This is a genomic window from Hymenobacter radiodurans (assembly GCF_004355185.1).
Taxonomy (GTDB): Bacteria; Bacteroidota; Bacteroidia; order Cytophagales; family Hymenobacteraceae; genus Hymenobacter; species Hymenobacter radiodurans.
This window is the reverse complement of sequence record NZ_CP037922.1, coordinates 2621276-2645281: the sequence shown is the minus strand read 5'-3', so window position 1 is coordinate 2645281 and position 24006 is coordinate 2621276. Positions and strand designations below refer to the sequence as shown.

Here is a 24006-nt window from a genome sequence, read left to right as displayed (position 1 = left end):
AACGAGATGATAGGATGGAAAGAAGAATGAATATAATTCTATTGTTGAACTTACGTTACCTTTTCTAAATCAGATGTTTAGAAGTTTAATTTTATCAAAATAAGTTTTGCTAGACATATATTATGGATTGTATAATGTTGTTAAACAATGATTTATATATTAAAATGTACACTGTCTATTATTTGTATTTATAGCATTCTATAAATGGATACGCCCTCAAGTGGATATTTTGGCAAAAGAAAAAGCCTTGACGCAAGTGCCAAGGCTTTTTGGAGTTAAACTGTATTCCAGAATTTTATTGATACAATCTGCGTGGACCCGGAAATAGCAATCTATCTAGGCTGTACCGGCCGGGTCCGATGAATAGCAGACCCAAAAACACGAATGCTGACTCAACGGCGTGGGAATAACCGGCAAAACCGTCGCCTTTGCTGATGTGCATGATGGCGGCCATAATCATGGTGATAAGCAGAGCGGCGCAGGTGATTCGAAAGAACAACCCTACGGCTAATAATTGCCCCCCAACGGCCTCAGCAACGGCGGCAAGAAGCCCCCAGGCAGTAGGAGCAAAATCAAGCCCGACCAGCTTCATCACGCCGCCTACTTCCGTCCAGGCGGCCTGACCACCCATCAGCTTCGGATAGCCATGTATCGTGAACATCATTCCCAAGCCAACCCGTAATACCAACAGCCCAAAGTCACGTGTACGGTAGGTGTTTTCGAACAGAAGCATAGACGATAGCTAGATGATAGAAGCAGGGGTGAATACGAGCAGCGGAACCATTAGGTAGCTCGACAGTGCCAAAGTACAGGAAATATAGCGTAATGCAATTACTCGCTTTCTGCGCTAGCGCGACACCAGCACCCCAATTATGCGCGTGGCTGTGGGCACGTCGGTAGGACGTAGTTGGCTGGGACGCTTGGGGGGCAAAGATTGCTCATCCAAGACCCATGACATTTTTACCGCATCGGATACGGCTACTAGGCCCGCGTCCGTTTTCTCGATGGTCGTGATGCCGTACTGCTGCCGGGCGGCACCGTAGGGCGAGCCTACTCCAATACCATCGGCGGTGCGATACTGCGGATCGGTAACGCGGATGCGCCAGATACGGAAGCCGTCCTGCTCGTTGCCGTTCATCTCCAATAAGATAGGGGGCGCAGTGGGCTGCTGCGCATCGGTTACTTCGTACACCGGGTACGTAATTCCTTCTGCGGTGCGGGTAGACTTACGGCGGCGGCTGGACGGAATCAGGCGCAGAACGGCCTGCTCGCTGGTATTCAGGCGCAGGCGCCCAACTCGGTCGGAGCTGAGCAAATGCAGGGAATCGGGGGTAGTGGGGTTGGCGGCCGATACGGGCTTCTCGGGGTTCCCGGTGGCGGGGGCGACGTGGCCGACGGAGCCGATGCCGTAAGCGGGGCTGAGGGTTGAAATGGCTGTTCGCCGCCCGAATCCACGGGGGTTGAGTCGTGGAGGAGTCGCAGGCGCTAACGGCAGTCAGGGCCAAGAGCAGTGCTGCGGCCCGAGCGGAAGCAGAGAAGTAGAACATAGTACCGATGCCATACGGTAGCGGTGCGCTGCTCGTTGACTTCCTGCGTACTTAACTCGGCCGCGGGGGAGGAAGCCGCCCGGCTTGCCTACCTTTGCGGCTCGGTTACTCACTTCAAATTCTGTTTCTCGTGGCTGCTATACCTTCCAAACCCCTGATTCTCATTTCCAACGACGATGGCATCACGGCCCCCGGCATTGCTACGCTGGTGCGCGTCATGCGCCGCATCGGTGAGGTAGTGGTAGTGGCTCCCAATTCGCCCCAGTCGGGCATGGGCCATGCTATTACGATTGGTCACCCCTTGCGGCTCGACCCGAGCACCATTTTTGAGGGCATCGAAGCCTACGAGTGTTCCGGTACGCCCGCCGACTGCGTGAAACTGGCCAAGCATCATGTATTGAAAGACCGCCAGCCTGATCTGGTGGTGTCGGGTATTAATCATGGCTCTAACTCGTCGGTAAACGTGCTGTATTCGGGTACTATGTCGGCGGCAATTGAGGCGGCCATTGAAGGGCTGCCGGCCATCGGTTTCTCGCTGTGCGACTACGGCCACTCCGCCGACTTTTCGCATACTGAAGAGTGGGTAGAGCACGTCACGCGCCAAGCCCTGGAGCACGGTATTCCGGCCGGTACGGCCCTGAACGTGAACATTCCCAAAAAGTCGGACACACCTATTCTGGGGGCCAGATTGTGCCGTCAGGCCCGCGCTAAGTGGCAGGAAGAGTTCGACCTACGCCACGACCCACACAAGCGCCCTTACTACTGGCTGATCGGTAGCTTCGTGAACCTCGACGAGGGCAACGATACCGACGAGTGGGCACTGGCGCACAACTTCGTGTCCATCGTGCCCTGCCAGTTCGACCTCACCGCCCGCACCGGCCTCACGCAGATGCAGCAGGGCTGGGAGATGCAATTGCCCGGTCAGCCCGCACCCACCAGTATCCCGGTTGCTCACCCCGTGGAGCCGGAAGACTACGGCGTAGTTAATCCGTAAAGTAAACATCATTAAAAAGCCCCCAATGCTGCGCTGGGGGCTTTTTTGTAACAAAATGCTTGGTGTTTTGATTTATTTAAAAACCTAATCCAACGGCAAAGGCCGTAGGAAAACCACCCGCGTTAAAGCCCTGGGTGGATGATGTAACCGCTCCCGTCGTTACATTAATGGTGGAAATAAGGATAGCGGTGCCACCACCACCGGTGGCCGTGTATATATAACCCGTATTGGTGCTGCCCCCAATATCAAAGTTCGATACGTTAGGAATTCCCGTGTTTCCTATCTCTACTAAAGTACCGTCATTGGGTGGGCTCTGCCGGTATAATTTACCATTGCCATCAAGAACGTACAAGGTGGTTGTCGTTGTCCCCGCGAAATTATTATCATACCCCGCCGCCAAAATACTAGGCGTGCCCGGATTAATGCGGCCATCTACGGTGGTCATACCGTCCGCAGGATTCACCCGCAAATTCTGACCCGAAGCAGTCACGATGCGAATGCGGTCAACAACGGGGTTGAAGTCAAAACCTCTCCCATTGGCTACGCCTACCGGACCTGCCTCTAAGGGAACACTTAGCGTAGCCACCTTGGTGGCTGCACCCGTGGCGAGGTTAAGCACGTACAGCTCACTGGTATTGGTGAGGGCATAGAGCTGGCCCGTAGCGGGGCGGAAATCCATACCCACGATTCCCTCATTCTCCTTCAAGCCTGTCACGCTCTTATAGACGGAGGTTGATGGATTGGTTGGGTCGATTATATACAGATCGTTCAGGGTTCCTCCTCTTATACCCTGTGCGAGATTCAACGCGTAGGCAACTGGCCGGGTAGGAATAGCAATGCCTGAATATCCAGAATTGGTGGCATATTCGGCTAGGGGCCGGGCGGCGCCCGTCGTTAGATCCACGGTAAACAAGGTCGGTTTGCCTTGCACAGAATACAAGCCCAGGGCCGTGCCCGTCTTGGCGTCGATGTCAAAGCCTCCATCCCCGCTGATGTTCAGGTTCAAGCTGCCCACGGGCACGAGCGTGCCGTCGTTGGGCGGGTTGACTAGGTAAAGCTGTTGGTTCTGGGTGTTAATGGCGTACAGGGCGGTGGTACTGGCCCCGGCTGTATTATTGGTGTAGGCGGCCCCGGTTACCATTGCGCCGCCCGCCCCGTTGAGGCTGCCATCGGTGGCGGCGACCGCGCCGGTTTCGGGGTTCAGGCGCAGGTTCTGCCCAGTTGAGGTGACCAGGCGAATGCGGTCCACGGTGGGGTTGAAGTCGAAGCCCACCAAGTTGCCCGCTACGGCCGGCGTGAAGGCGCCGCTGCCAATAGCCCTAGCTGCGCCCGTATTCTGATTAATCACATAGAGGCGACTGGCACTGCTCACCCCGTAGAGCTGGCCCGTGGCGGGGCGGAAGTCGATGGCCAGGAGCGTCTCGCCGCTGCCCAGGCCCGTGAGGGCGACGGAACTAGTGCGGCTGGCCGCGTTGCTCGTATTATACGCATCGAGCCGCGTGCCCCCTGACAAAGCGTAGAAGGCGATGTCCTGACCCAGGGGCGGGAAGGTGGGGATGGTGGGTGGGGTAGGATTGGGTTTGGGGAAGTACTGCTCCAAGATATCCTCGCAACTCGTGAGCGAGGATAATAACAGCGCAGCCACGCCCCACTTGGCGAGGGAAGAGGGTTTTAGCATAGAACCGAGAAGATAGGATGGAAAAAAGAAATAATAGGACTAGACTACTTGCCATACGTAGCTCCTCACTATTTAGATGTTCCTATTTCTATTTTTTCGAAATGAAATTATCCTAGTTATACCTAGGCTATCTTACACCATATATTCTAAGTATATTTTGTGTGATGTAAAATAAAAAGCCCCCAGAAGAACTCTGGGGGCTTTTATAATAAGGGAAGAAACCTTAGAAGCCTAGGCCGACGGTAAAGCCATTGACAGTGCTGCCAAAGTCGCCGAGGGCCGTAACTGCGCCGCTGGACTTATTTACGCTGTAGAGCTTGGTGGCGCCACTGGCCGTGAGGATAGCGTAGCCGGTGTTGCTGGTGCCGCCGATATCGTAGCCATTGGCGGCTTCGGCGTTTATTCCCAGGTTACCGATTTCTACTAGGGTGCCGTTGTTGGGTGGGTTTTGCAGGTAAAGCTTGTCGGTGGTGTAGTCAATCACAAACAGGCTGGTGGCGGTGGTGCCGGCAAAGTTGTTCTCGTAGGCGGCCGCGCTTACGCTGGGCGAGCCAGGATTCAGACTGCCATCCACAATGGCCACACCATCGGCGGGGTTCACGCGCAGGTTCTGGCCAGTGTTGCTGATGATGCGAATCCGGTCGACAACGGGATTGAAGTCAAAGCCAAAGCTCGTGCCCGCAAGGGTAGTGCTAAGGGTAGCAACCGTAGCGGCCGCGCCCGAAGAGGCATTGATGGTGTACAGACGGCTGCCGCTGCCCAGGGCATACAATTGACCGTTTACAGGACGGAAATCCAGCCCCAACACGTTGTCGCCAGCGGCCAGGCCGGTAATCGGTTTGGTTACAACGGCTGACGGATTAGTCGGATTGAAAATCAGCAGGTTGTTGGCACTCACGGCATAGGCTACCGACTGGGTAGGAATGGCAAGGCCCGTATACGCTGCGTTGTTATCATACTTCACCAGCGTTTTGGTGCTACCAGTGGCCAGGTCAACAGTAAAGAGCGTGGGCTTGCCGTTCACATCGTACAGGGCCAGGGCGGTACCCGTTTTGGCATCGATATCGAAGCCGCCGTTGCCGCTGATGTCCACCTTTAGTTCGCCAACGGCCACCAGCGTGCCGTTGTTGGGCGGATCCTGACGATACAGAGTATTCGTGGCGGGGTCGAGGTCGTAGAGCACCGTGGCACTGGCGCCGGCTACGCTGTTCGTGTACGCGGCACCCGTAATACCGGCGCCGGGCACCCCATTAATGCCCCCGTCGACGATAGTGCCGGCCGCGGTTTCAGGGTTCAGACGGAGGTTTTGGCCCGTGCTGGTTACTACGCGGATGCGGTCTACGGTGGGGTTAAAGTCGAAAGCTACCATATCACCCTCCAGCGCGGGCGTGATTGGTCCGCTGCCGATAGCCCGGGCTGCGCCGGTGACGGGATTAATGACATACAGACGGCTGGTGCTGCCGATGCCATAAAGCTGGCCGGTGGCGGGGCGGAAGTCAATGCCCAGCAGCTTTTCTCCGCTTTGCAACCCTGAAATAGCGGTTGAGGCAGAGCTGCGGGCGGGGTTCTTGGTAGAGTATAGGTCCAGAGTTACTCCGCCCGACAAGGCGTAAAAGGGAATATCTTGGCTGGAAACGGGCTTGTCGTCGCCATTGCCATTTTTGGGGAAATACTGCTCCAGCACATCCTCGCAACTGGTGAGAGAGGCTAAGGCAAGAGCAAAGGCACTGAGCTTGACGAGGGAAGACGGTTTTCTCATTTCCGTAGGTGTTTGGGATAAAAAGATGAAAGACTAGTATTTGATTGAGGTTAGCTACGATGTGCCAACTCGAGCGGATTGCCTCATCTCAGATTCCGCCACTATTTAATCCAGGGTTAATCCTTTAGCATAAAAATGTGCCTGGTGTTTACGCATAGTTTTTTGATTAACAGTGGTTTGATTCGAATTATATTGTAGGGGGTTAGGCTGTTGAGTAGATTAAAGTATACTTATTGCAGACTCGCGGTTGTTAAGCTACGGGCGAGAATTACTGCTTGATCGACCTGTCTACATCAGTTTAGTGGCTGGCAAACGAACGCATTTAGCCTTGCAGGCATAAAAAGCCCCACAGCCGCTATACACGTTGCGGGGGGCTTTTTATGCCTGCGTTTACTTTAACGGCGCAGATAGGTGCCTAACTCCGACACAGAGGCAATGTGCAGCTGCTCAGCTTGCTGCTGCCGCATGAGGAGGGCATACGTGTTGTTGAAGCCCAGAGGGCTCAGCCACTCCAGCCCGTAGCGTGTTCTGAAGCGGGTTTGCACGTAGTCGAACACTGCCTGCGGATTGCCCGCCAGCGAATCGACGGTGGCCGGAGTGGGCTGGAGCAGCACCAGCAAGCCCGTGCCGGTGTATTCCGGATACAAATCGATTTCGCCGGTGCGAAGGGCCTCAAAGCAGATGCTGGTGCCGCCCAGGCCAGTTTTGGTAACAACATCCAAGTTGGTGTAGCCCCGAATGAGGGCCGCGTAAAGCTCCGCTAGAATGTACTGCTCAGCAAAAATCTTGGAGCCCAGCCGCAGGGTAGCACCCGTGGCAGGTTGTGGTGCCCGCCACAGGCCACCCCGCCGCAGAAAATCGTGAGCCACGGCGCGGGGCGTTTCGTGGCGGTAGTCTACGCGGTAGTTCAGCTCCGTCATCACGGAGTCGGAGATGCGGCCAGCGAGCTTTTCCAATACGGCGCGCAGCTCCGGGTGGGCCGCCAGCACCGCCTGGCGTACCACGGGCGCGGCGAAGTAGGGCGGAAAAGCCCCCCGGTCGTCGCGCAGCACACGTAAGTCGTAGGCCTTAATGCGTCCATCGGTGGAGTACCCGTCTATAACATCCACGTCGCGGTGGCGGGCGGCCTCATACACCAACGCCGGCGCCAGAATCACGCTGGGCAGCGGACGTAGCCCATACTTGGTTTGCAAACCCGGCAGCCCATCGGCCCGCCCCACGAACTCCGGACTGAAGCCGGCCAGCAGCTTGCCCGTGGCGCGGGGCAACAGGTACAAGCCCGAGAGCAACGGCAGCAACACCAGTAAGAAGCCCCCACGCGGGTAAGACGGCGGGCGCTGAGCCGTTGGAGGCGGGCCAGCGCCGCATCGAAGCCTAAGGCCAATGCGGCAGCCGGGATGGCACCAGCCAGAATCATGGCGGGATTATTCAGGGCAATGCCGCCAAAAATAAATTCGCCCAGCCCACCCGCCGCAATGTAGGCCGCTAGCGTAGCCACCCCCACGTTGATAACGGTAGCTGTGCGAATACCTGCAAACAGCACCGGTAAGGCCAGCGGCAACTCTACCCGCCGCAGCACCTGCCCATCGGTAAGGCCCAGACCGCGGGCGGCCTCCACCACGGCCGGGCTTACGCCCTGCACCCCGGTCAATGTGTTGCGCACAATGGGCAGCAGGGAATATAGAAACAGCGCAAAAATTGCCGGCTGCGGACCAATGCCGAGCACCGGAATCAGGAAGCCGAGCAGGGCGATACTCGGGATGGTTTGGAGCACGCCCGTAAAGCCCAGCACGGCGGGCGCCAGCCTCGGCCGCCGCGTGAGTAGTAGCCCCAGCGGCACGCCCACCAGCACCGCCAGCAGGAGGGAAGCCGCTGTCAGGCCGATGTGTTGCAAGGTTTGATGGCCGAGCTTTCCGGCCTGAGCCTGCCAGAAAGCTAGCAGCTCGGTCAGGACTTCCATGTGGTTTCGGCTTGGTGAATAGCCTGGGCAAAAGCGGCCATCAGCTGTGGCAAATCAACCCGATGCTGGGGGGCTTTTTCGTCTGACTCTACCATGATAAGGTAGCGTGCTTCGTCCTCTGCGGCCTCCCGATTTGAAGGCACACCGTCTGCTCGTGGCTCCGTTAGTAGCTCCAGCGCCTCCTGAACTGAGTGATGATATGATATGGTCTTATCGTTTGATAACGAGTTGTTTATTTTTTCTAAACTAATGCTGCTAAATGAAGATGCTTTCGTGCTGGGGGGCAAAAATGGCAGCAGGTCGCGGAGGCGCAACGTGCGTAGCTGTAGGGCCAGTCGCTCGGCGGCGAAGAAGTCACGAACGAAGTTGTTGGCGGGCTGAAAGAGTAGCTCATGCGGCGTACCCAACTGCTGCATTTGCCCCCGTCAAGTAGGGCAATGCGGTCGGCTAGCTCGAAGGCCTCGGTCACGTCGTGGGTGACGAGCACCATAGTCTTGCTACGGAGCTCTTCCAGCTCCCTGAACTCGCGCCGGATGCCCGCCCGCGTCACCGGGTCGAGGGCGCCGAAGGGCTCATCGAGAAGCATAATGGGCGGGTCGGCGGCCAGGGCGCGGGCCAGCCCGACGCGCTGCTGCTGGCCGCCGCTGAGCTGGTGTGGGTACTGTCCGGCGAAGCGGTTGGGGGGCAAATGCAGGCGCGTGAGCAGCGTGTCGGTTCGCTCCGCAATAGCAGTAGGAGTGTGGCCCAGCAGGCGCGGCACCACGCCTACATTTTCAGCTACGGTGTAGTGCGGCAGCAGGCCCACTTGCTGAATAACATAGCCAATACCGCGGCGCAGTACCTCCGGCTGCTGCCGACCCACCGCTACCCCGTTGATTTCGACCGTGCCCGCCGTGGGCTCGATGAGGCGGTTAAGCATTTTGAGCAGCGTCGTTTTGCCGCAGCCGCTGGGGCCCAGCAACACCAGTGTTTCGCCCGCCGCTAAGTCGAAGGAGATGTTCTGCACAGCGGCGTGGCCGGGGTAGTGCTTACTCAGGTCACGGACGCGAATAACGGGCGGGGCAATGCTCAAGGGAAAGAAAGTAAGGCCAGCTTGACTAGTGTAAGCTAGGTTAATTTGGTGATCCTGAGTACGGGTCGTGAAGTATCGGGGCTCCGACCGCCGGGTAGTTAGTGTCCACAACTCCTAAAGGAAACAGATCTAGCCAGCACATCTTTATCTTGAACCGCTAATCACCCAAAACTACTTTTTCATGCTCCTCAAACGTACCCTTTTCCTGCTTCTGCCGCTGTTAGTGGGCCTGTTGCCGGCCACTTCTGCCCAGGTTTATTCGGCCACCGATCCGCTGGCTCATACGTTTTCCATTGTGGCCCGCGACCCCAAAACGGGTGAAATGGCCGTGGCCGTGCAAACGCACTGGTTTTCGGTGGGTACCTCGGTGAGCTGGGGCGAAGCCGGCGTGGGCGTTATTGCAACGCAATCGTTCACCAATAAATCATTCGGAATGCGGGGGCTGGCCTTGTTGAAAAGTGGCAAAACCGCCCAGCAAGCCCTCGACGAACTATTGAGCACCGATGAAGGCAAGGCCGTGCGCCAAGTAGCCATTCTGGATGTCAAGGGCAATGTGGCTGCCCACACTGGCGACAAATGCATCGACTACGCGGGCCACATTACGGGTAAGGAATTTTCGGTGCAAGCCAATATGATGCTCAAAGCAACCGTGTGGCCGGCTATGGCGAAAGCCTTTGAGCAAAACGCCAGTCTGCCCTTGGCTGAACGGGTGCTGGCGGCGCTAAACGCGGCCCAGGCCGAAGGTGGCGACATTCGGGGCAGGCAGTCGGCGGCCCTGCTGGTGGTGCGCGGGCAGGCAACAAAGGCCCCCTGGGAAGACCGGCTGATTGACCTTCGCGTGGACGACAACGCCGCCCCACTCAAGGAGCTGGACCGCCTGCTGCGTCTGCACCGCGCGTATAACCACATGAATGCCGGCGACTTGGCCGTGGAGAAAAACGACATGCCCGGCGCAATGCGCGAGTACCAAACCGCCGAGAAGATGTTTCCCGAGAACCTGGAAATGCGTTTCTGGCACGCCATCACCCTAGCGAACAACAAGCAGGTGCCCGCCGCGATGAAGCTGCTGCAGCCCGTTTTCAAAGAAGACCCCAACTGGCGCACACTCACTGGGCGTCTGCCCAAAGTAGGACTGCTGACCGTGACGGAGGCCGAGCTAAAGCAGATTATGGCTCTCAAATAGTGCAACTTGGTACTCAACTCGGCGTTATTGCCTCACACTTTCTCCATTCGCTATGCGCATTCTACACCTAATTCCCTCCTTGACTTTGCTTTTGAGTGCGGTCGTCGGCTGTTCATCGGAACGGCCGGCTTCATCAAATTCTACTGCGGAAAAGCTCCCCAGCGCCGCTGTTACCACTATTTACGTGGTGCGCCACGCCGAAAAAGAAACCGACCCCTCGATGACGGACCCGCCGCTTACGCCCGCCGGCGAGCAGCGTGCCCTCACCCTGCGCGATACCCTGGGCAGCCGCAACGTGGAGGCCGTGTACGTCACTAACACTGCGCGTAGTCGGGCTACAGCTGCCCCCCTGGCCACCGCCTTGCAGCGCACGCCGCAGGTGTACGACAAGCCCACCGATCTGGCCGCCCGCATCTTGCAGGAAAACAAAGGCAAAACCGTACTGGTGGTTGGTCACTCCAACACGCTGCTGCCGTTAGTAACGGCGCTGGGTGCTACCTCTGAAATCACCGCCGTGGAGGATGCGGAGTATGATTATTTATTCGAAGTAAAAGTGCCTCCCACGGGTACCGCCACGGTGGTCACCCATCGATACGGGGCCGAGCAATAGCTGGTGAAAACTGAAAAAAGGACGTTGCCGGGCTGGTAACGTCCTTTTTTTGCTTATTAGAGATTATTAATGAAGGATAAAAATTAATCGTCAAGAATGGCCCTCAATTAGTCCCTTGTCTGACTTGTGCATAGGTGAGAAATGACTAAAATTTAATATCAAACCGACCCTGGGTAATCTGGTGCCTTTCCGAGCCTCCATCCTCTTGCACTGTCATCTCAAAGGTGCCCGCCACCACTCGGGCGACCGTGTCGAAACGTGTAATAACAAGTTGACCAGGCGCGCTGGGACCCGTAGAGAAGAAGCGACTCGGTTTGGGATAGGTGATCTGATAGCTGCCGTAGCTGGGATTGCGGTTACCCGTCAATAAATCACGTTCCTGCTCCAGTCGAAAGGTGCCGGCCTGCCGGATATCGGGCAGGTAAAAGCCGAAGGAGGTTCGGTCCTTGTCCTCATTCTGTGCGCGACCGAAGCCAAATTGTAGGCTGCGACCGTAGCGTGTTTTAGACCAAGTGGCTCCCACGGCCGAGGAAGGAACACTGGTGATAGTGGCTTTAGGCAGCCACACCTGACCATCGATCAGGAAGCCAGCAGTATTCTTGCCTTTCTGTGTGGCCTTGGGTAAGGCGTTCGGGTCTTCTTTCTGGCAGCTGCTCGTCAGCAGAGTCAGCCCAATGGCACAGGAGATTAAGTGCTGGGGTGATAGTAGATTCACTAGATATAAGTTTAAATAGAGATATGGCAGATAAGCTATGCAAACTTGGTGCTAGGAGAAGATAGGTTGAGTCTGGTTTCGATGAAAATACAATATGCTGAGGCTTAGCATAGCCCGATAGTTTATTTGCGCTGACACAAGACGTTGCAACCCGTTTAGCGTTTCCTTGTACTTTAGCCACTCAGACTGCTTTTACTTCTCATTTTAGCCTTTTATGCCTTCTTTCGTTTCTCGCTACCCGCTGCTGGCGGGCGTTGCTTCCTTATTGCTAACTACACCTACGCTGGCCCAAAAAGCCCCCCAGACCGATTCGTTGAACATTCGTCGCTTGTATGATGAAGCGCTATTGCGGGGAGAGAGCTACGAAAACCTGCGCCACCTCACCGGCCAGATTGGCGGCCGTTTGGCTGGCTCGCCCCAGGCCCAACAGGCAGTCGACTGGACGAAAGTGACGATGGAAAAGCTGGGCCTGGACCGCGTGTATTTGCAGGAAGTAATGGTGCCACATTGGGTGCGTGGGGCCAAGGAGAAAGGTCAGATCAGGGCCGCCAAGGGCAAGGGCGTAGACGTGCCAGTATGCGCTTTGGGCGGTTCGGTGGGCACGGGGGGCAAATTGCGCGCTCAGGTAATTGAGGTGCAGAGCCTAGATGAGCTGGCGGCTTTGCCCGAGGAAAAAGTGAAGGGCAAATTCGTGTTCTTCAATCGCCCCATGAACCCGACCTACGTGGAAACTGGCAAGGCTTACGGCGAAGCCGGCGACCAGCGCCGCGCCGGAGCCTCGGCCGCCGCCAAGCGCGGGGCCGTGGGTGCCTTGGTGCGCTCCCTGAGTCTGGCCCACGACGACTTTCCGCACACCGGCACCATGCGCTATGAGGATAACGTGGCCAAAGTGCCTGCTGCCGCTCTCAGCACCAATGGCGCCGACCGCCTTAGTCAGCTTCTCAAAGCCGATAAAAGCCTGACCTTCGAGCTGGAAATGGCCTGCCAGACCTTGCCCGACGTTAAATCATACAATGTAATCGGCGAAATAAAAGGCTCGAAATACCCCGACGAGATTATCACCGTGGGCGGCCACCTCGACTCCTGGGATCTCGGCCAAGGCGCCCACGACGATGGCACGGGCTGCGTGCAGAGCATGGAAGTGTTGCGCCTGCTCAAGGCTACTGGCCTGAAGCCGGAGCGCACTGTTCGGGCCGTGATGTTTATGAACGAGGAAAACGGCAACCGAGGCGGCATCAAGTATGCTGAGTTGGCTAAAGCCGCCAACGAGAAGCACTTAGCCGCTATGGAATCGGATGGGGGCGGATTTACTCCCCGTGGCTTCGCTTTGGAAACAACCAATCCAGCAACCGTGACTCGGATTCAGCAGTGGAGCTCCTTATTTGCCCCCTACGGCAGCGGCGACTTTGTGGTCGGACACGGAGGCACTGATATTGGCCCCCTGAAAGACCAGGCAAAAGTGCTTATCGGCTACGACTGCGACTCCCAGCGCTACTTCGACATCCACCACACCGCCGCCGATACGTTTGATAAAGTAAACCGTCGCGAGTTGGAGTTGGGTGGGGCCAGCATGGCCGCGCTTGTGTATTTGCTGAGCAAATACGGTTTGTAGAGACGCGTATTCGCTTCTCAATCGTCGCAGGCGTTGAGTCGGCGGTTTCCGCCCGGTTGTCATCCTGAGACACGAAGGACCTTCTATCAGAAGAACGATTTGTTCCACTGGCAGAAGGTCCTTCGTGCTTCAGGATGGTAACTGAATAATGGTAAACGACTACCATCTTACAATCAGAAGCGAATCCATCTCTCAACTTCAATCGGTAGTATGGCCATATACGTAGGGGGAATATGGAACCGCTTTACCTAGTCGCCATTTTGCCCCCCGAGCCAATTTCTTCCGAGGTATGGGCGATGAAGCAGGAGGTGCACACGCTGACGGGCAGTCGCAATGCGGTGCGTTTGCCGGCGCACATTACGCTCATTCCGCCGTGGCGGCAAGCGGCTAGAGCGGAGGAAACATTGTGCACTGAGCTACGGGATTTTGCCGCCTTGGAGGAGGGCTTTAGCGTTGGCTTACAGGGCTTCGATTGGTTTGGTAATCGCACCTTATTTGTGCGCGTGACGGAGGCTGCGGCCCTGCAGGCTTTCCACGCAGATCTTATGGGCTGGTGTGCATCGCGGCTGGAAAATATCCCCTTGAAACGCGGCCGTTTACCCCGCACATGACCCTGGCTACTCGCGATTTGCCCCCAGCCAGGTACCAGCGCTACGCCAACTTTTTCAGGCGCGTTCTTATTCAGCAACCTTCCTCGCCACCAGCTTACAGCTCTTCCGCCATGATTGTCAACATTGGCTACCGATAGAAGACTTTCCTTTCAAACTGAATATTTAAGTTATGCATTTAAAGCGGTTCATAATGAGCGATTTATAGGTGTTTTAAAAATGGGGATTAATAGCTTTTGAACTGTGCTGACTCTGTTGGCTAAACACCAAAAAGCTTCATAAAAACGGCCGCCTCATTCGGGGCGGCCGTTTTTATGAAGCTTTTTGTAGTAACGATTATCGGTGCAATGACGGATAAAATCAGCTTCTTTTCGTCGATTTCCAGCAGGCTGAATGCGAAGCAAACTGCCGACTTAATTGGCTTCCAGAATCTGGAAGAGCTCGTCGAGCTTGGGCGTCAGGATAATCTCGGTGCGACGATTTTGGGCCTTCTCAGCGGGGGTAGCATTGGCTGTGATGGGAAGATATTGAGCCCGGCCTGAAGGCGTGACCTGCGCAGGAGTGAGCCCGGCTGTAGTCAGGATGCGCGTGATTTCGGTGGCCCGCAGCACGCTCAGATCCCAGTTGTCTTTCATACCGGCCGTACCCCGCGCGATGGGCACATTGTCGGTGTGGCCTTCCACCAGCACGTTCACGTCCTGATTGCCTTTGAGGGCAGCGGCCAGCTTCTTCAGCGCCTCCTGGCCTTTCGGATCCACAACGGTTGAACCTGATTTGAACAACAGCTGCTCAGAGAGCGACACATACACTTTTCCGTTCTTTACATTCACCGTCAGGTCGTTGGCATTAAAACCCAACAGGGCATCGCCCACTTTCTGGCGCAAGGCCTTTACGGCGGCCTCCTTCTGGTCGAGCACGCGCTGTAGCTCAGCTATGCGCTGCTCACGATCCTGTAGCTGCTCTTTGGTGGTACCAAGATTCTGGTTCAACTGATTGACTTCCTGATTTTTACTTAGCAGGTTGGAGCGCAAATCTTCCTCAGTTTTGGCTTTCTCCTGCTCCAAAGCTGTTTTTTGGGCTTGCAGCTGGTCGCGTGAGCTGAGTAGTTCTGAGTTTTGCTGCTGTAGCGCCGCTATTTCTTTCTTGTTGCAGCCGCCGAGCAGCAGAGTGCCAGCGCTCCAAAGTGTCACCAGCGCGGTCCGAGAAAGGGTAGAGTTCATAAAAAAATGGGATTAGGAGAGAACAAAGACCAGCATTAGCTCTGCCGGGTCATACACGCGACCCTTTAGCTTGCGGGGTTGAAGGTAGCGGGAAATCCTTTTCGCGCTACTTTCAGCACAAAGGCTTATATCGGTTTCGGTTGGGCAAGTAAAAAAGCCCCCAGACAGCACGCACCTTGCGTCGCAGTTGTACCTTCGCGGTTGCTTCAGCTACCCATATTACGGCCGCATCACGTGCGTATTCATTGTTTTTTCATGCGGGCTTTTTTTCTGCTGTTTGGCCTGGGGCTGACTGGGATAAGCCAACCTTCCCACGCTGCTACGCCGCCTACGGCCCGCTATTGGGTGGTGCTGCGCGATAAAGGCGGCGTCCGCTTCAATCCAGCCACGTATTTTGCCCCCCAGGCGCTGGCGCGCCGCCAGCGCCAGCAACTGCCCCTCGCCGACAGCACCGATTTCCCTGTGCGTCCCGATTACCTGCAACAAGTGCAGGCTACAGTCGATTCGGTCGTGTTTGTAAGTCGTTGGTTTAATGCTGTTTCCTGCCTTGCTACCCCCGCTCAGGTGGCCGCATTGCGCCACCTGCCGGGCGTGCGAAGCGTAGAAAGCCGCTCCACTGCTACTATGCTGCCCGCTGCACAACCCGGAGCGCCGGAGCGTGGAACCCCGGAAATCTCCGCCGCCGATCATCAGCTGGCCTTCAGTCAAACCGCCAGTCTGGGGGCGGCCGACTTTCGCCGGGCTAAGCTAGACGGCCGTGGGTTGCGCATTGCTATCTTCGATGTGGGCTTTTCCGGCGCCGATCAGCACACGGCATTTCAGCATTTGCGCGCTGGTAAGCGTATTCTGGCGACCTACGATTTTCTCAAAAAACAGCCTTACGTATACGCGGGCGGTAGCCACGGTACGGAGGTGCTCTCGTGCATAGCAGGCAAGTTGCCTGATGGCACGGCGCTCGGACTAGCTCCCGAAGCCGAGTTTTTGCTGGCCCGCACCGAGCAGCTGCACCGCGAGCAGTTTGCTGAGGAAGAGGCGTGGCTGGCGGCCGCTGAGTGGGCTGACCGGCAGGGAGTTGATATTATTAATTCTTCGTTGGGCTACACCAGCCGCCGCTATTTTCCCGAACAGATGAATGGCCGTAATAGCCTCGTGGCCCGCGCGGCAGCCATGGCCGTACGTAAGGGCATTCTGGTAGTAAATGCGGCTGGCAACGATGGCCTCGACCCGGAGTGGCGCACCATTGGTACGCCTGCCGACGGCGACTCCGTGCTGGCTGTGGGTGGTCTCGACCCAGATAGCTTCCTGCATATCGGCTTCAGTAGCTACGGCCCCACGGCTGACCGACGCCTAAAACCCAATGTGACTGCCTACGGAACGGTGTTGGCGGCCGCGCCGGGCGGCTACGTGCGCACCCAAGGTACGTCGTTTGCTAGTCCGCTGCTGGCGGGCTTTGCGGCTTGCGCGTGGCAGCAAAATCGCAATCTGACGGCCATGCAGCTCTTTGAAAAGCTTCAGGCCTCGGCCAACTTATATCCTTACTTCGACTATGCCCACGGGTATGGCATGCCCCGCGCTTCCTGGTTTACGGCAGATAGCTCAAAAAAGCCCCCCACGGCCGCTACCTTCGATTTTGTAGTACAACCCGATAGTATACTGGCAGTAATTATTCGGCCAGGGGTTGGGGAGGTGGCCGCCCGGGCATTGCCGCTCTATTCCGATTCGGTGGATGTGAAGGCGCCTGTTAGCAGTAATAAGCCTGCCGCCGTACCCGCCGTGGGCCGCGAAGAACTGGCGCCGCCCGTAGCTGAAAGTGCCGAAAAAAGCCCCCCAGCCGATGCTATTCCTACTTTGCCCGACCCACCCAGCTACTTGTACTGGCACGTAGCTGACCGCCGGGGCGTGTTGCGCACCTACGAAGTGCTGGACGTGAAGCAGCGCGCCGTGTTGCAAATATCGCTGCGCAACCTGCAGGCCGGCGACATAGTGCAGGTACATTATCGGGGGTTCACTTCTACTTACTCTGCCCAATGAAGCTTCTGCGTTTGCTAACAATCGGGGCCTGTGCAACGACTTGGCTCCTGGGTATTCCTACTGCTCAGGCTCAAAATGTGCTGTTGCGCGGCAATGTGGCCGCCGATACACTCCGCTCCGATACTGGTCCCAATAGAGCGTTTTTCACTCATTTCTATCTTGGCTACGCGGCCGTGGCAGGTAAGGCAGACGAGCCGGGGGCAGAGTTGCGCTATGGTCGGTCAGGGGAGATGTTTGTGGGAATGCGACAGAAATATCGGTTGTCGCAGGCAACGGCGGTCGGCTTTGATGTGCGCTACGCCCGGCTGGTGTATCATTTGGCCCAAAATGACCAAAAAATTCTGCCTACTCCTGATCAGCACCAACGCGAAACTATAGCCCTGCCTCAGGCACAGGCTGAAGTGTATGGCCGCCTGAACATGGGGCGCCGTGGCAATGTGGTAGGCCGCTACCTCGACCTCACGGGCTGGGGTGGGTGGATTATCAGCACAGCGCATCACTACGTCGACAAACCCGGACCCAATGGCGCCGAGCGGGTAGAAGTAACAGAGCGTAAGCTGAACTATCTAAACCGCTGGTCGTACGGGGTGGGGGCGCGGCTGGGCTCGGGTCGCTACGCTTTGGTGGCGCGGTACCGGCTCGCCGACACCTTCAAAGAACTAGCTGATGCCCCTCGTTATCCCGAATTTCCACGGCTAGTGGTAGGCGTAGAACTGGGGGTGTTTTAACTAAATATTCAGATTCTAAGATAAATCCAGCTTTTTTTATGTTGTAAAATCTATAAAAACCCTCCTTTGGTACAAATTTAGCTGTAAACTTGGTCGCTATGTACCTCAATTCCGTAGTGCCGTCGAACTAACTCTGCATACTTGTTTAGCCTATAATGAAAAAACTTTTCCTCTCTGCCGCTGTGGCTACTTTACTGTTTCAAGCATCGTGTATAACGACTGAGCGCGAAACAGCTACTGCTAAAGGCGATGGTAAAATATTTACCCCAACGCCTCCTAATCAGCGCGCCCGCCTCACCGAGCGCAGCATCCTGAACACAGTCCGGACCAGCCATAACTTCACCAGCAACAAGCAGAAGGACACCTTCGTGCTTCTGCTGCAAGGGCCTAAAATTCTGAACGCGCAGGCGCGCTTTATTATCATTGATGCCACCGGCGATACCATCCGCAATGAGGTAATGCCTGCCACAGCGCTGCTCAGCGACCGGGATCTGGAAAACCCTAGCGCGGCCACGGTGCGCGATAAAGAAATAGCTATTTTGAAGGCTATGAATACCTTTTTTAGTAGCGACCGGTTCACGCAGCCTGCTATTCCGCGCAATGCTGACCAGCCTGAGGGCGTAGAGCCACAGGTATGGACTGCTATTCAGGGCGATACAAAGGCAGTGGGCTTCGATTATATCGGGGCTGGTGGCCGTGAGCGTCGTATTGCCTACGCCAAAGAATTGCAGCGTGCAGTGGTGGTAGCTCAGTAAGCTTTCCCTTAGAAATCAAGTATGAAAAAGCCCCCGGAGATATTCCGGGGGCTTTTTGATTTTCGAAAGGATGGTTTTTAGCGGAATCAGGAGATACAGCAGCAAGCGACCTAGTAATTACCCCGCTTTGGCGGCCCAGCCTACCACGCCCGCTGCGCTGCGCACCAACTGAAACCCACTCACTTCACCTAAAACGGCAACGCTGGTGCGGGCGGGCAAGGTGTCGAACGGAGCGACCCCGGCTTGAGGTAGCTTTATCAAATCGGTGGCGGCGGCCAACAGCTCCCGACGCAGCGGCTCCGCAGCGGCTGACACGACTGAACGGGCGGCGATATAACCAATTTGCCCCCCAGGGTGCTCCACGCGGTAATAATCGGCTTGGCTGCCTACTACTAGCAGTGGGGTATCGCGCACTAAGTTTGCTACAGTAGTAGCGCCCTTCGCGGCGGGGCTGAGGCGCAGGTCCGCGCGCTTCTCCCGCACGCGTACCCATTGGCCGAGGCGCTCAGCACTGGTAGAAGGGGCCGCCGGCAGTGCATCGGCGCGGCGCACGAAAGGAAAAGGGTCAACGGCTCCGCGGCCTCCACGGTAAATGCCGAAATGCAGATGGGGCGGCGTGGTGCGGGCATTGCCCGTATTGCCCACGAGGCCCAAGGTATCACCTATCTGCACCGTCTGACCGGCCTGCACGAGCTGCTGATCGAGGTGGGCGTAATAAATGTGTTGACCACGCTCGGTGTCGGCGAGCCAGACTACTTTGCCGCCTCTAGGCGTTTCGTCTACCCGAGTGATAAGGCCCGGCGCAGCTGCTACCACGGGCGTGCCGCGCTTGGCAAAAATATCGATGCCTTCGTGGCGACGGGCGCCAGCGTCACGGTCTACGCCCCAGAAGCTACCTACGGCCACATCGTTTTTGCCCTGCACTGGGAAAGCCAGCGAGGGCTCGCGCTGAATACGTAGCGTATAGCGTCCGGTGCGCAGCAATTCAGGCTGCACACGCAATAGGTGTTGGCGGTCGTCCTCCGCCACGTAGCTAAACGTGGCCGCGGCAGTATCGGCAGAGGTGATGAGGCGGGGAGGGGCGTTGTCGGGGCTAAGCTCAAAGGCATCGAGAAAAACGCGCACATCGGCGCCGGCATCCAGCGTCAAGCTGATGCGCACGGTTTCGCCCTCGCGCACGGCGTAGCGGTAAGCGGCTGCCCGGGCTTGGTCGGCCCGAAAAAAGCCCGTTTCCTGAAAGGGCAACGTCACCACCAACGAGTCGCGCAGGGCGCGGTCGGCGGCGGCGAGCCAGTCGCGGCCTAGGGCCGTTTGGTCGAGGCCGCTTTGGCGCAGACGGCGCGCGTAGGTTTCGTGGGGGTAGTTTTCTGAAAGATTGCCTGAAGAGTCTGTTGCTTGCTACAGGCAGAAAGCAACAGTAAAAAGCATAACAGATAAAACGGCGTGCGCACGGAGCGTATAGGCATCGGACTAGGTTAGAATTACGAGTTATATAAATAACCCCATTGCTCGCCGAGTGGTTCGGTAGCAGGCTCAGCACACGAAATCAAGAGGTGACTGCATGTTCAGGATGGAGATGCGGCGTTTTTCCGTTCAGATTAGCAACTAATTGGCCTCGACCAGCCTTATCAGCTAAAGCGTAGGCGTGTATTTTCGCGTCAATCCCACCGATTTCCTCCTACTTTTGTTTCCCGCCCACCTTAGGTCACCCACCTAGTTCTGCTCTTTCCTTTATGAAGCTTATAGAATGCCCGCGTGATGCCATGCAGGGCTTGCCCGAGTTTATTTCCACCTCCGCCAAAATCGCCTATCTCAATACTCTGCTTCGCGTTGGTTTCGACACTTTGGATTTTGGAAGTTTTGTATCGCCGAAAGCAATTCCCCAACTCCGGGATACGGAAGAAGTGCTGGCCGGCCTCGATTTGAGCAACACCCGCACGAAGCTCCTGGCCATTGTGGCTAACCTACGCGGTGCCGAAACAGCGGCTACCTATCCTCAGATTAGCTATATCGGCTTCCCGTTATCGGTGTCCGAAACCTTTCAGCGGCGCAACACCAACAAAACCATCGCGGAAGCCCTGACGGAACTGGCCGAGATGCATAATGTGTGCGAAAAGGCCGGCAAGACGCTCGTAACCTACCTTTCGATGGGTTTTGGTAATCCATACGGCGACCCTTGGAGCCCGGAAGTAGTAGCCGATTTTACTGAGAAGCTGGCCGATATGGGCGTGCGTATCGTGGCCCTTTCCGATACAGTTGGCGCGTCTACGCCCGCGACCATCACGCCCTTATTTGGTGAGCTGATTCCGGCCTTTCCCCAAATTGAGTTTGGCGCGCACCTGCACACGGCGCCGGTATATTGGCGCGAGAAAGTAGATGCGGCTTACCGCGCTGGCTGCCGCCGCTTCGATGGCGCTATCGGTGGCGTGGGCGGCTGCCCAATGGCAACCGATAAGCTTACCGGCAACATGCCCACCGAAAAACTGGTAGCCTACTTTGATGAGACTGGCGTAGATTTGGACCTTGATCGGGAGGCCTTCCGGATTGCTCAGGTAGCGGCCGGGGAAGTCTTCGGTTTTGGTAAAAAGTAATTCGAACGGAGAGTTTTGTAGCCAACACCCGCTTCATTGGGTACGTTGGCTTTGCAAAAAGCCCCCAGCGCCATATCAGCTCCCTGAGCGAAGCGCTGCCTGGTTTTCTCCTCGATTTGCGCTTCATCCTTCGCTATGCCCATCGTCGATTTATTTATTCCCTGCTTCGTAGACCAGCTTTTTCCCCAAACCGCCATGAACATGGTGAAGGTGTTGGAAGCCGTGGGCTGTGAGGTACATTACAATACCAACCAAACCTGCTGCGGACAACCGGCCTATAATGCTGGCTACAAATCCGAAAGCTGTGAGGTGGCCACCAAGTTTCTGGACGATTTTCCGGCTGGGGGACAAAATCGGTATATCGTGAGTCCGTCGGCGTCGTGTGTGGGCATGGTGCGCAATGCCTATGCGGAACTGTTTGAAGGTTCCGCTGATCAGGCCCGCTATCACGGCGTGCAGCGGCGCATTTTTGAAATGACCGAGTTTCTAGTAGATGTGCTGGGCATCACCGCCATTCCGGGCGCCCAGCTTTCTGGCCAATACACCTACCATGATTCGTGCTCTGCCCTGCGTGAGTGCGGCATCAAAGCCGCCCCGCGTATGCTGCTCGATGCCGTAGAGGGCTTGGAGCGCTTGGAAATGGATGAAAGCGAAACCTGCTGTGGCTTCGGCGGCACGTTTGCTGTCAAGTTTGAGGCTATTTCGGTAGCTATGGCGGAGCAGAAAGTTGAAAACGCTCTAGCCACCGGTGCGCGTTATATCGTGAGCACCGATACAAGCTGCCTGATGCACCTAGATGCCTACATTCGGCGAGAGAAAAAGCCAATCCAAACGCTGCACGTAGCCGATGTGCTGGCGAGCGGCTGGTAAATAATCCTACGCTTGATTTTAAGCAAAAAGCCCCCAGATACTACCTGGGGGCTGTTTATTTTCTGTACTGGTGATCCACTAAATTAATCTCCGTACTCGTTCCGTCAGGCTTTCTGAAGCAGGAACGAGCGGCAAGCGTACGGCATCGGAGCAAAGGCCAAGGGCCGCGAGGGCCGCTTTGACGCCTACCGGGTTGCTTTCCTCATACATTAAGGGATTCAGCTCTAAAAAGCCAAACAACAACTCACTGGCTTCGGCATAATTTCCTTCCAGCGCGGCTCGCGTCATACGGCTCATACGGTCGGGAAAAGCATTGCCTAGCACACTGATAACTCCCTCAGCGCCGAAGGAAATCATGGGGACGGTCAGCATATCGTCGCCGCTGATGAGCAGGAAGCCGGCGGGCCGGCCGGCGGCAATGGCCATGCACTGCTCCAGGTTGCCGCTAGCTTCTTTGATGCCGATAATATTGGCGTGCTGAGCGAGACGCAAGGTCGTAGCGGCCGTCATATTGGAGCTGGTGCGGCCGGGCACGTTGTAAAGGATAATTGGCAGGGGAGAGGCATCGGCCAGGCGCTCATAATGGGCTACGATACCGGCCTGGGAAGGCTTGTTATAAGCGGGGCTGGCTGAGAGAATCGCCATCACGCCGGTCAGGTCTGTGGTGCGGAGCAGGTTTTCAACGCCCGCCGTATCGTTGCCGCCAATGCCATACACGAGCGGCACCCGACCAGCCACTTGCTCGCGCACAATGCGCAGAATATCAGCGCGCTCAGGTGCCGTTACGGTCGGCGACTCGGCTGTTGTGCCGTTGATTACCAGGTACTCAACGCCGCCATCAACCATAAAATCAACTAGACGGCGCAGGGCCTCAACATCCACGGCATGGTCGGGGCGGAGGTAAAAGGAGTAATTAAAGCGACCCCAGTGCCACGCAGGGCAGAAAGGTGAGAATCTTGTTGGTCCATGCGGGAATAAGCCGTTGTTTTGTAATTGGAATGGTTGCGTGAAGGTAAGTGACTACCGTCAAATGCTTTATTCAGACTTTTCTTTCGTTTAAAAATATCGACTTCCTTTTTCGCTTACTCCCCGAATGAAGCTTACCCGTACCCCGCTTTTTGTGGCCGGCATATTGGCCACCACGCTTACCTTATCCGGCTGCGAAACCAAATCAGCTGCCGCCTCGGAATCGAAGGAACTGGCTACAGTTGAGAATATTGAGACTGTACCAGCCGCTGCTGCCCCAGCCAACCCGAACGCCCCGGCTCCCGACCCCAAGACCATTCCGGCTGCTAAAATCGCCGCTGCCGCCGAGATTCTAGCGCGCCCGCAGGTGCCCATTCTCTGCTACCATCAGGTTCGGGATTGGAAGCCAAAGGACTCTAAAGGTGCCAAGGATTATATCGTACCGGTGGCGCAGTTTCGCGACCAGATGAAGATGCTGGCCGACAGCGGCTACCACACCATTCTGCCTGATCAGCTGTACGCGTACCTGACGACTGGCGCTCCGCTGCCGTCCAAGCCCGTCATGCTCACCTTCGACGATACCGACCTGGACCAGTTCACGGTGGCCAAGCCCGAGTTGGACAAGCACGGCTTCAAGGGGGTTTTCTTTATTATGACCGTCTCGTTGGGCCGCCCTCGCTACATGAGTAAGGCGCAGGTAAAGGAGCTTTCCGACCAAGGCCACGTTATCGGCTCGCACACCTGGGATCATCACAACGTGAAGAAGTATCAGGGTGAGGACTGGGTAACGCAGATTGAGAAGCCTACCAAGACGCTCGAGGAAATCACGGGCAAGAAAATCAATTACTTCGCCTATCCCTTTGGCTTGTGGAACCCCGAGGCCATTCCTGAGCTCAAAAAACGTGGTTTTGTGAGCGCCTTCGTGCTGGCCGAGAAGCGTGACCAACAGGATCCGTTATTTACTATTCGTCGTATCATCGCCAGCGGCTATTGGTCGCCCCGGACGCTGCATAACAGCATGAAAAACAGCTTCTAGCAGCCTTAACAGCAATACCTAAAAAAGCCCCCTAGAGATTATCTGGGGGCTTTTTTAGGTATTGGTGTTGC

The 24006-nt window shown here is 56.4% G+C and carries 24 protein-coding genes; 12 read left to right on the top strand and 12 right to left on the bottom strand.

Translation table 11 applies throughout. From position 1 onward, the window contains the following. Positions 1 to 295: 295 nt before the first annotated feature. Both EPD59_RS12350 and EPD59_RS12345 read right to left on the bottom strand, forming a co-directional pair. Positions 296 to 733, bottom strand: coding sequence for a DoxX family protein (locus tag EPD59_RS12350; RefSeq protein WP_133273050.1), 438 nt, complete (start codon positions 731 to 733; stop codon positions 296 to 298). Positions 734 to 847: 114 nt separating this feature from the next. After that, entirely contained in the window at positions 848 to 1315 is a 468-nt protein-coding gene (locus EPD59_RS12345) for a hypothetical protein (protein WP_133273049.1), read from the bottom strand. Positions 1316 to 1686: 371 nt separating this feature from the next. Between EPD59_RS12345 and surE the strand changes: the two genes are divergently transcribed. Further along, positions 1687 to 2541: a 5'/3'-nucleotidase SurE gene (surE, locus tag EPD59_RS12340; protein ID WP_133274679.1), complete on the top strand. Its 855-nt coding sequence runs from the start codon at positions 1687 to 1689 to the stop codon at positions 2539 to 2541. Between the two features lie 76 nt (positions 2542 to 2617). On the opposite strand, the gene EPD59_RS12335 is transcribed toward surE, so the two are convergent. From EPD59_RS12335 to EPD59_RS12320, 6 genes are all read right to left on the bottom strand, one after another. Then, positions 2618 to 4219: a DUF4394 domain-containing protein gene (locus tag EPD59_RS12335; protein ID WP_133273048.1), complete on the bottom strand. Its 1602-nt coding sequence runs from the start codon at positions 4217 to 4219 to the stop codon at positions 2618 to 2620. A 223-nt stretch (positions 4220 to 4442) separates the two neighbouring features. Then, positions 4443 to 5978, bottom strand: coding sequence for a DUF4394 domain-containing protein (locus EPD59_RS12330; protein ID WP_133273047.1), 1536 nt, complete (start codon positions 5976 to 5978; stop codon positions 4443 to 4445). Between the two features lie 395 nt (positions 5979 to 6373). Then, positions 6374 to 7198 (bottom strand): glycine betaine ABC transporter substrate-binding protein, encoded by an 825-nt coding sequence (locus EPD59_RS23740; RefSeq protein ID WP_317128535.1) that lies wholly within the window; start codon positions 7196 to 7198, stop codon positions 6374 to 6376. After that, positions 7132 to 7938, bottom strand: coding sequence for an ABC transporter permease (locus tag EPD59_RS23735; protein WP_317128365.1), 807 nt, complete (start codon positions 7936 to 7938; stop codon positions 7132 to 7134). Before EPD59_RS23735 ends, EPD59_RS23740 begins: the two co-directional genes overlap by 67 nt. Then, on the bottom strand, positions 7926 to 8081 hold the full coding sequence (locus EPD59_RS22565; protein WP_240731786.1) for a hypothetical protein: 156 nt from the start codon (positions 8079 to 8081) through the stop codon (positions 7926 to 7928). The genes EPD59_RS23735 and EPD59_RS22565 overlap by 13 nt, the downstream gene beginning before the upstream one ends. A 98-nt stretch (positions 8082 to 8179) precedes the next feature. Next, positions 8180 to 9010 (bottom strand): ATP-binding cassette domain-containing protein, encoded by an 831-nt coding sequence (locus EPD59_RS12320; RefSeq protein WP_317128364.1) that lies wholly within the window; start codon positions 9008 to 9010, stop codon positions 8180 to 8182. 181 nt (positions 9011 to 9191) lie between these two features. Between EPD59_RS12320 and EPD59_RS12315 the strand changes: the two genes are divergently transcribed. Together EPD59_RS12315 and EPD59_RS12310 are read left to right on the top strand one after the other, a co-directional pair. Then, positions 9192 to 10193 carry a DUF1028 domain-containing protein gene (locus tag EPD59_RS12315; RefSeq protein WP_133273046.1) on the top strand — a complete coding sequence of 334 codons (1002 nt, stop codon included), beginning with the start codon at positions 9192 to 9194 and terminating at the stop codon, positions 10191 to 10193. A 52-nt stretch (positions 10194 to 10245) separates the two neighbouring features. Further along, entirely contained in the window at positions 10246 to 10803 is a 558-nt protein-coding gene (locus EPD59_RS12310) for a histidine phosphatase family protein (RefSeq protein ID WP_133273045.1), read from the top strand. 145 nt (positions 10804 to 10948) lie between these two features. Here EPD59_RS12310 and EPD59_RS12305 read toward each other — a convergent pair whose 3' ends face one another. Beyond that, complete coding sequence (locus EPD59_RS12305; protein ID WP_133273044.1) at positions 10949 to 11518, bottom strand: hypothetical protein; 570 nt, start codon at positions 11516 to 11518, stop codon at positions 10949 to 10951. Positions 11519 to 11732: 214 nt separating this feature from the next. Between EPD59_RS12305 and EPD59_RS12300 the strand changes: the two genes are divergently transcribed. The 3 genes from EPD59_RS12300 (at position 11733) to EPD59_RS21630 (ending at position 13878) form a co-directional block, all read left to right on the top strand. After that, complete coding sequence (locus tag EPD59_RS12300; protein WP_133273043.1) at positions 11733 to 13130, top strand: M20/M25/M40 family metallo-hydrolase; 1398 nt, start codon at positions 11733 to 11735, stop codon at positions 13128 to 13130. Positions 13131 to 13363: 233 nt separating this feature from the next. Then, positions 13364 to 13741, top strand: coding sequence for a 2'-5' RNA ligase family protein (locus tag EPD59_RS12295; protein WP_133273042.1), 378 nt, complete (start codon positions 13364 to 13366; stop codon positions 13739 to 13741). Continuing rightward, complete coding sequence (locus EPD59_RS21630; RefSeq protein WP_165963576.1) at positions 13738 to 13878, top strand: hypothetical protein; 141 nt, start codon at positions 13738 to 13740, stop codon at positions 13876 to 13878. Before EPD59_RS12295 ends, EPD59_RS21630 begins: the two co-directional genes overlap by 4 nt. Before the next feature lie 273 nt (positions 13879 to 14151). On the opposite strand, the gene EPD59_RS12290 is transcribed toward EPD59_RS21630, so the two are convergent. After that, positions 14152 to 14958, bottom strand: a complete 807-nt coding sequence (locus EPD59_RS12290; RefSeq protein ID WP_133273041.1) for an OmpA family protein — start codon at positions 14956 to 14958, stop codon at positions 14152 to 14154. 255 nt (positions 14959 to 15213) lie between these two features. Here EPD59_RS12290 and EPD59_RS12285 point away from each other — a divergent pair, with 255 nt between their 5' ends. From EPD59_RS12285 to EPD59_RS12275, 3 genes are all read left to right on the top strand, one after another. Next, positions 15214 to 16989 carry a S8 family serine peptidase gene (locus EPD59_RS12285; RefSeq protein WP_133273040.1) on the top strand — a complete coding sequence of 592 codons (1776 nt, stop codon included), beginning with the start codon at positions 15214 to 15216 and terminating at the stop codon, positions 16987 to 16989. After that, on the top strand, positions 16986 to 17717 hold the full coding sequence (locus tag EPD59_RS12280; protein ID WP_133273039.1) for a hypothetical protein: 732 nt from the start codon (positions 16986 to 16988) through the stop codon (positions 17715 to 17717). The genes EPD59_RS12285 and EPD59_RS12280 overlap by 4 nt, the downstream gene beginning before the upstream one ends. Before the next feature lie 155 nt (positions 17718 to 17872). Then, positions 17873 to 18472, top strand: coding sequence for a hypothetical protein (locus EPD59_RS12275; RefSeq protein WP_133273038.1), 600 nt, complete (start codon positions 17873 to 17875; stop codon positions 18470 to 18472). 117 nt (positions 18473 to 18589) lie between these two features. On the opposite strand, the gene EPD59_RS12270 is transcribed toward EPD59_RS12275, so the two are convergent. Beyond that, complete coding sequence (locus EPD59_RS12270) at positions 18590 to 19723, bottom strand: M23 family metallopeptidase (RefSeq protein ID WP_165963575.1); 1134 nt, start codon at positions 19721 to 19723, stop codon at positions 18590 to 18592. Positions 19724 to 20205: 482 nt separating this feature from the next. Between EPD59_RS12270 and EPD59_RS12265 the strand changes: the two genes are divergently transcribed. Together EPD59_RS12265 and EPD59_RS12260 are read left to right on the top strand one after the other, a co-directional pair. Further along, a complete protein-coding gene (locus EPD59_RS12265; protein WP_133273036.1) occupies positions 20206 to 21063 on the top strand; it encodes a hydroxymethylglutaryl-CoA lyase in 858 nt (285 codons plus the stop codon). Between the two features lie 135 nt (positions 21064 to 21198). Next, positions 21199 to 21933 carry a (Fe-S)-binding protein gene (locus tag EPD59_RS12260; protein WP_133273035.1) on the top strand — a complete coding sequence of 245 codons (735 nt, stop codon included), beginning with the start codon at positions 21199 to 21201 and terminating at the stop codon, positions 21931 to 21933. 78 nt (positions 21934 to 22011) lie between these two features. Here the strand turns inward: EPD59_RS12260 and dapA are convergent, their stop codons facing one another. Then, entirely contained in the window at positions 22012 to 22815 is an 804-nt protein-coding gene (dapA, locus tag EPD59_RS12255; protein ID WP_317128363.1) for a 4-hydroxy-tetrahydrodipicolinate synthase, read from the bottom strand. A gap of 211 nt (positions 22816 to 23026) precedes the next feature. Here dapA and EPD59_RS12250 point away from each other — a divergent pair, with 211 nt between their 5' ends. Further along, positions 23027 to 23935, top strand: a complete 909-nt coding sequence (locus tag EPD59_RS12250; RefSeq protein ID WP_133273034.1) for a polysaccharide deacetylase family protein — start codon at positions 23027 to 23029, stop codon at positions 23933 to 23935. Positions 23936 to 24006: the final 71 nt, after the last annotated feature.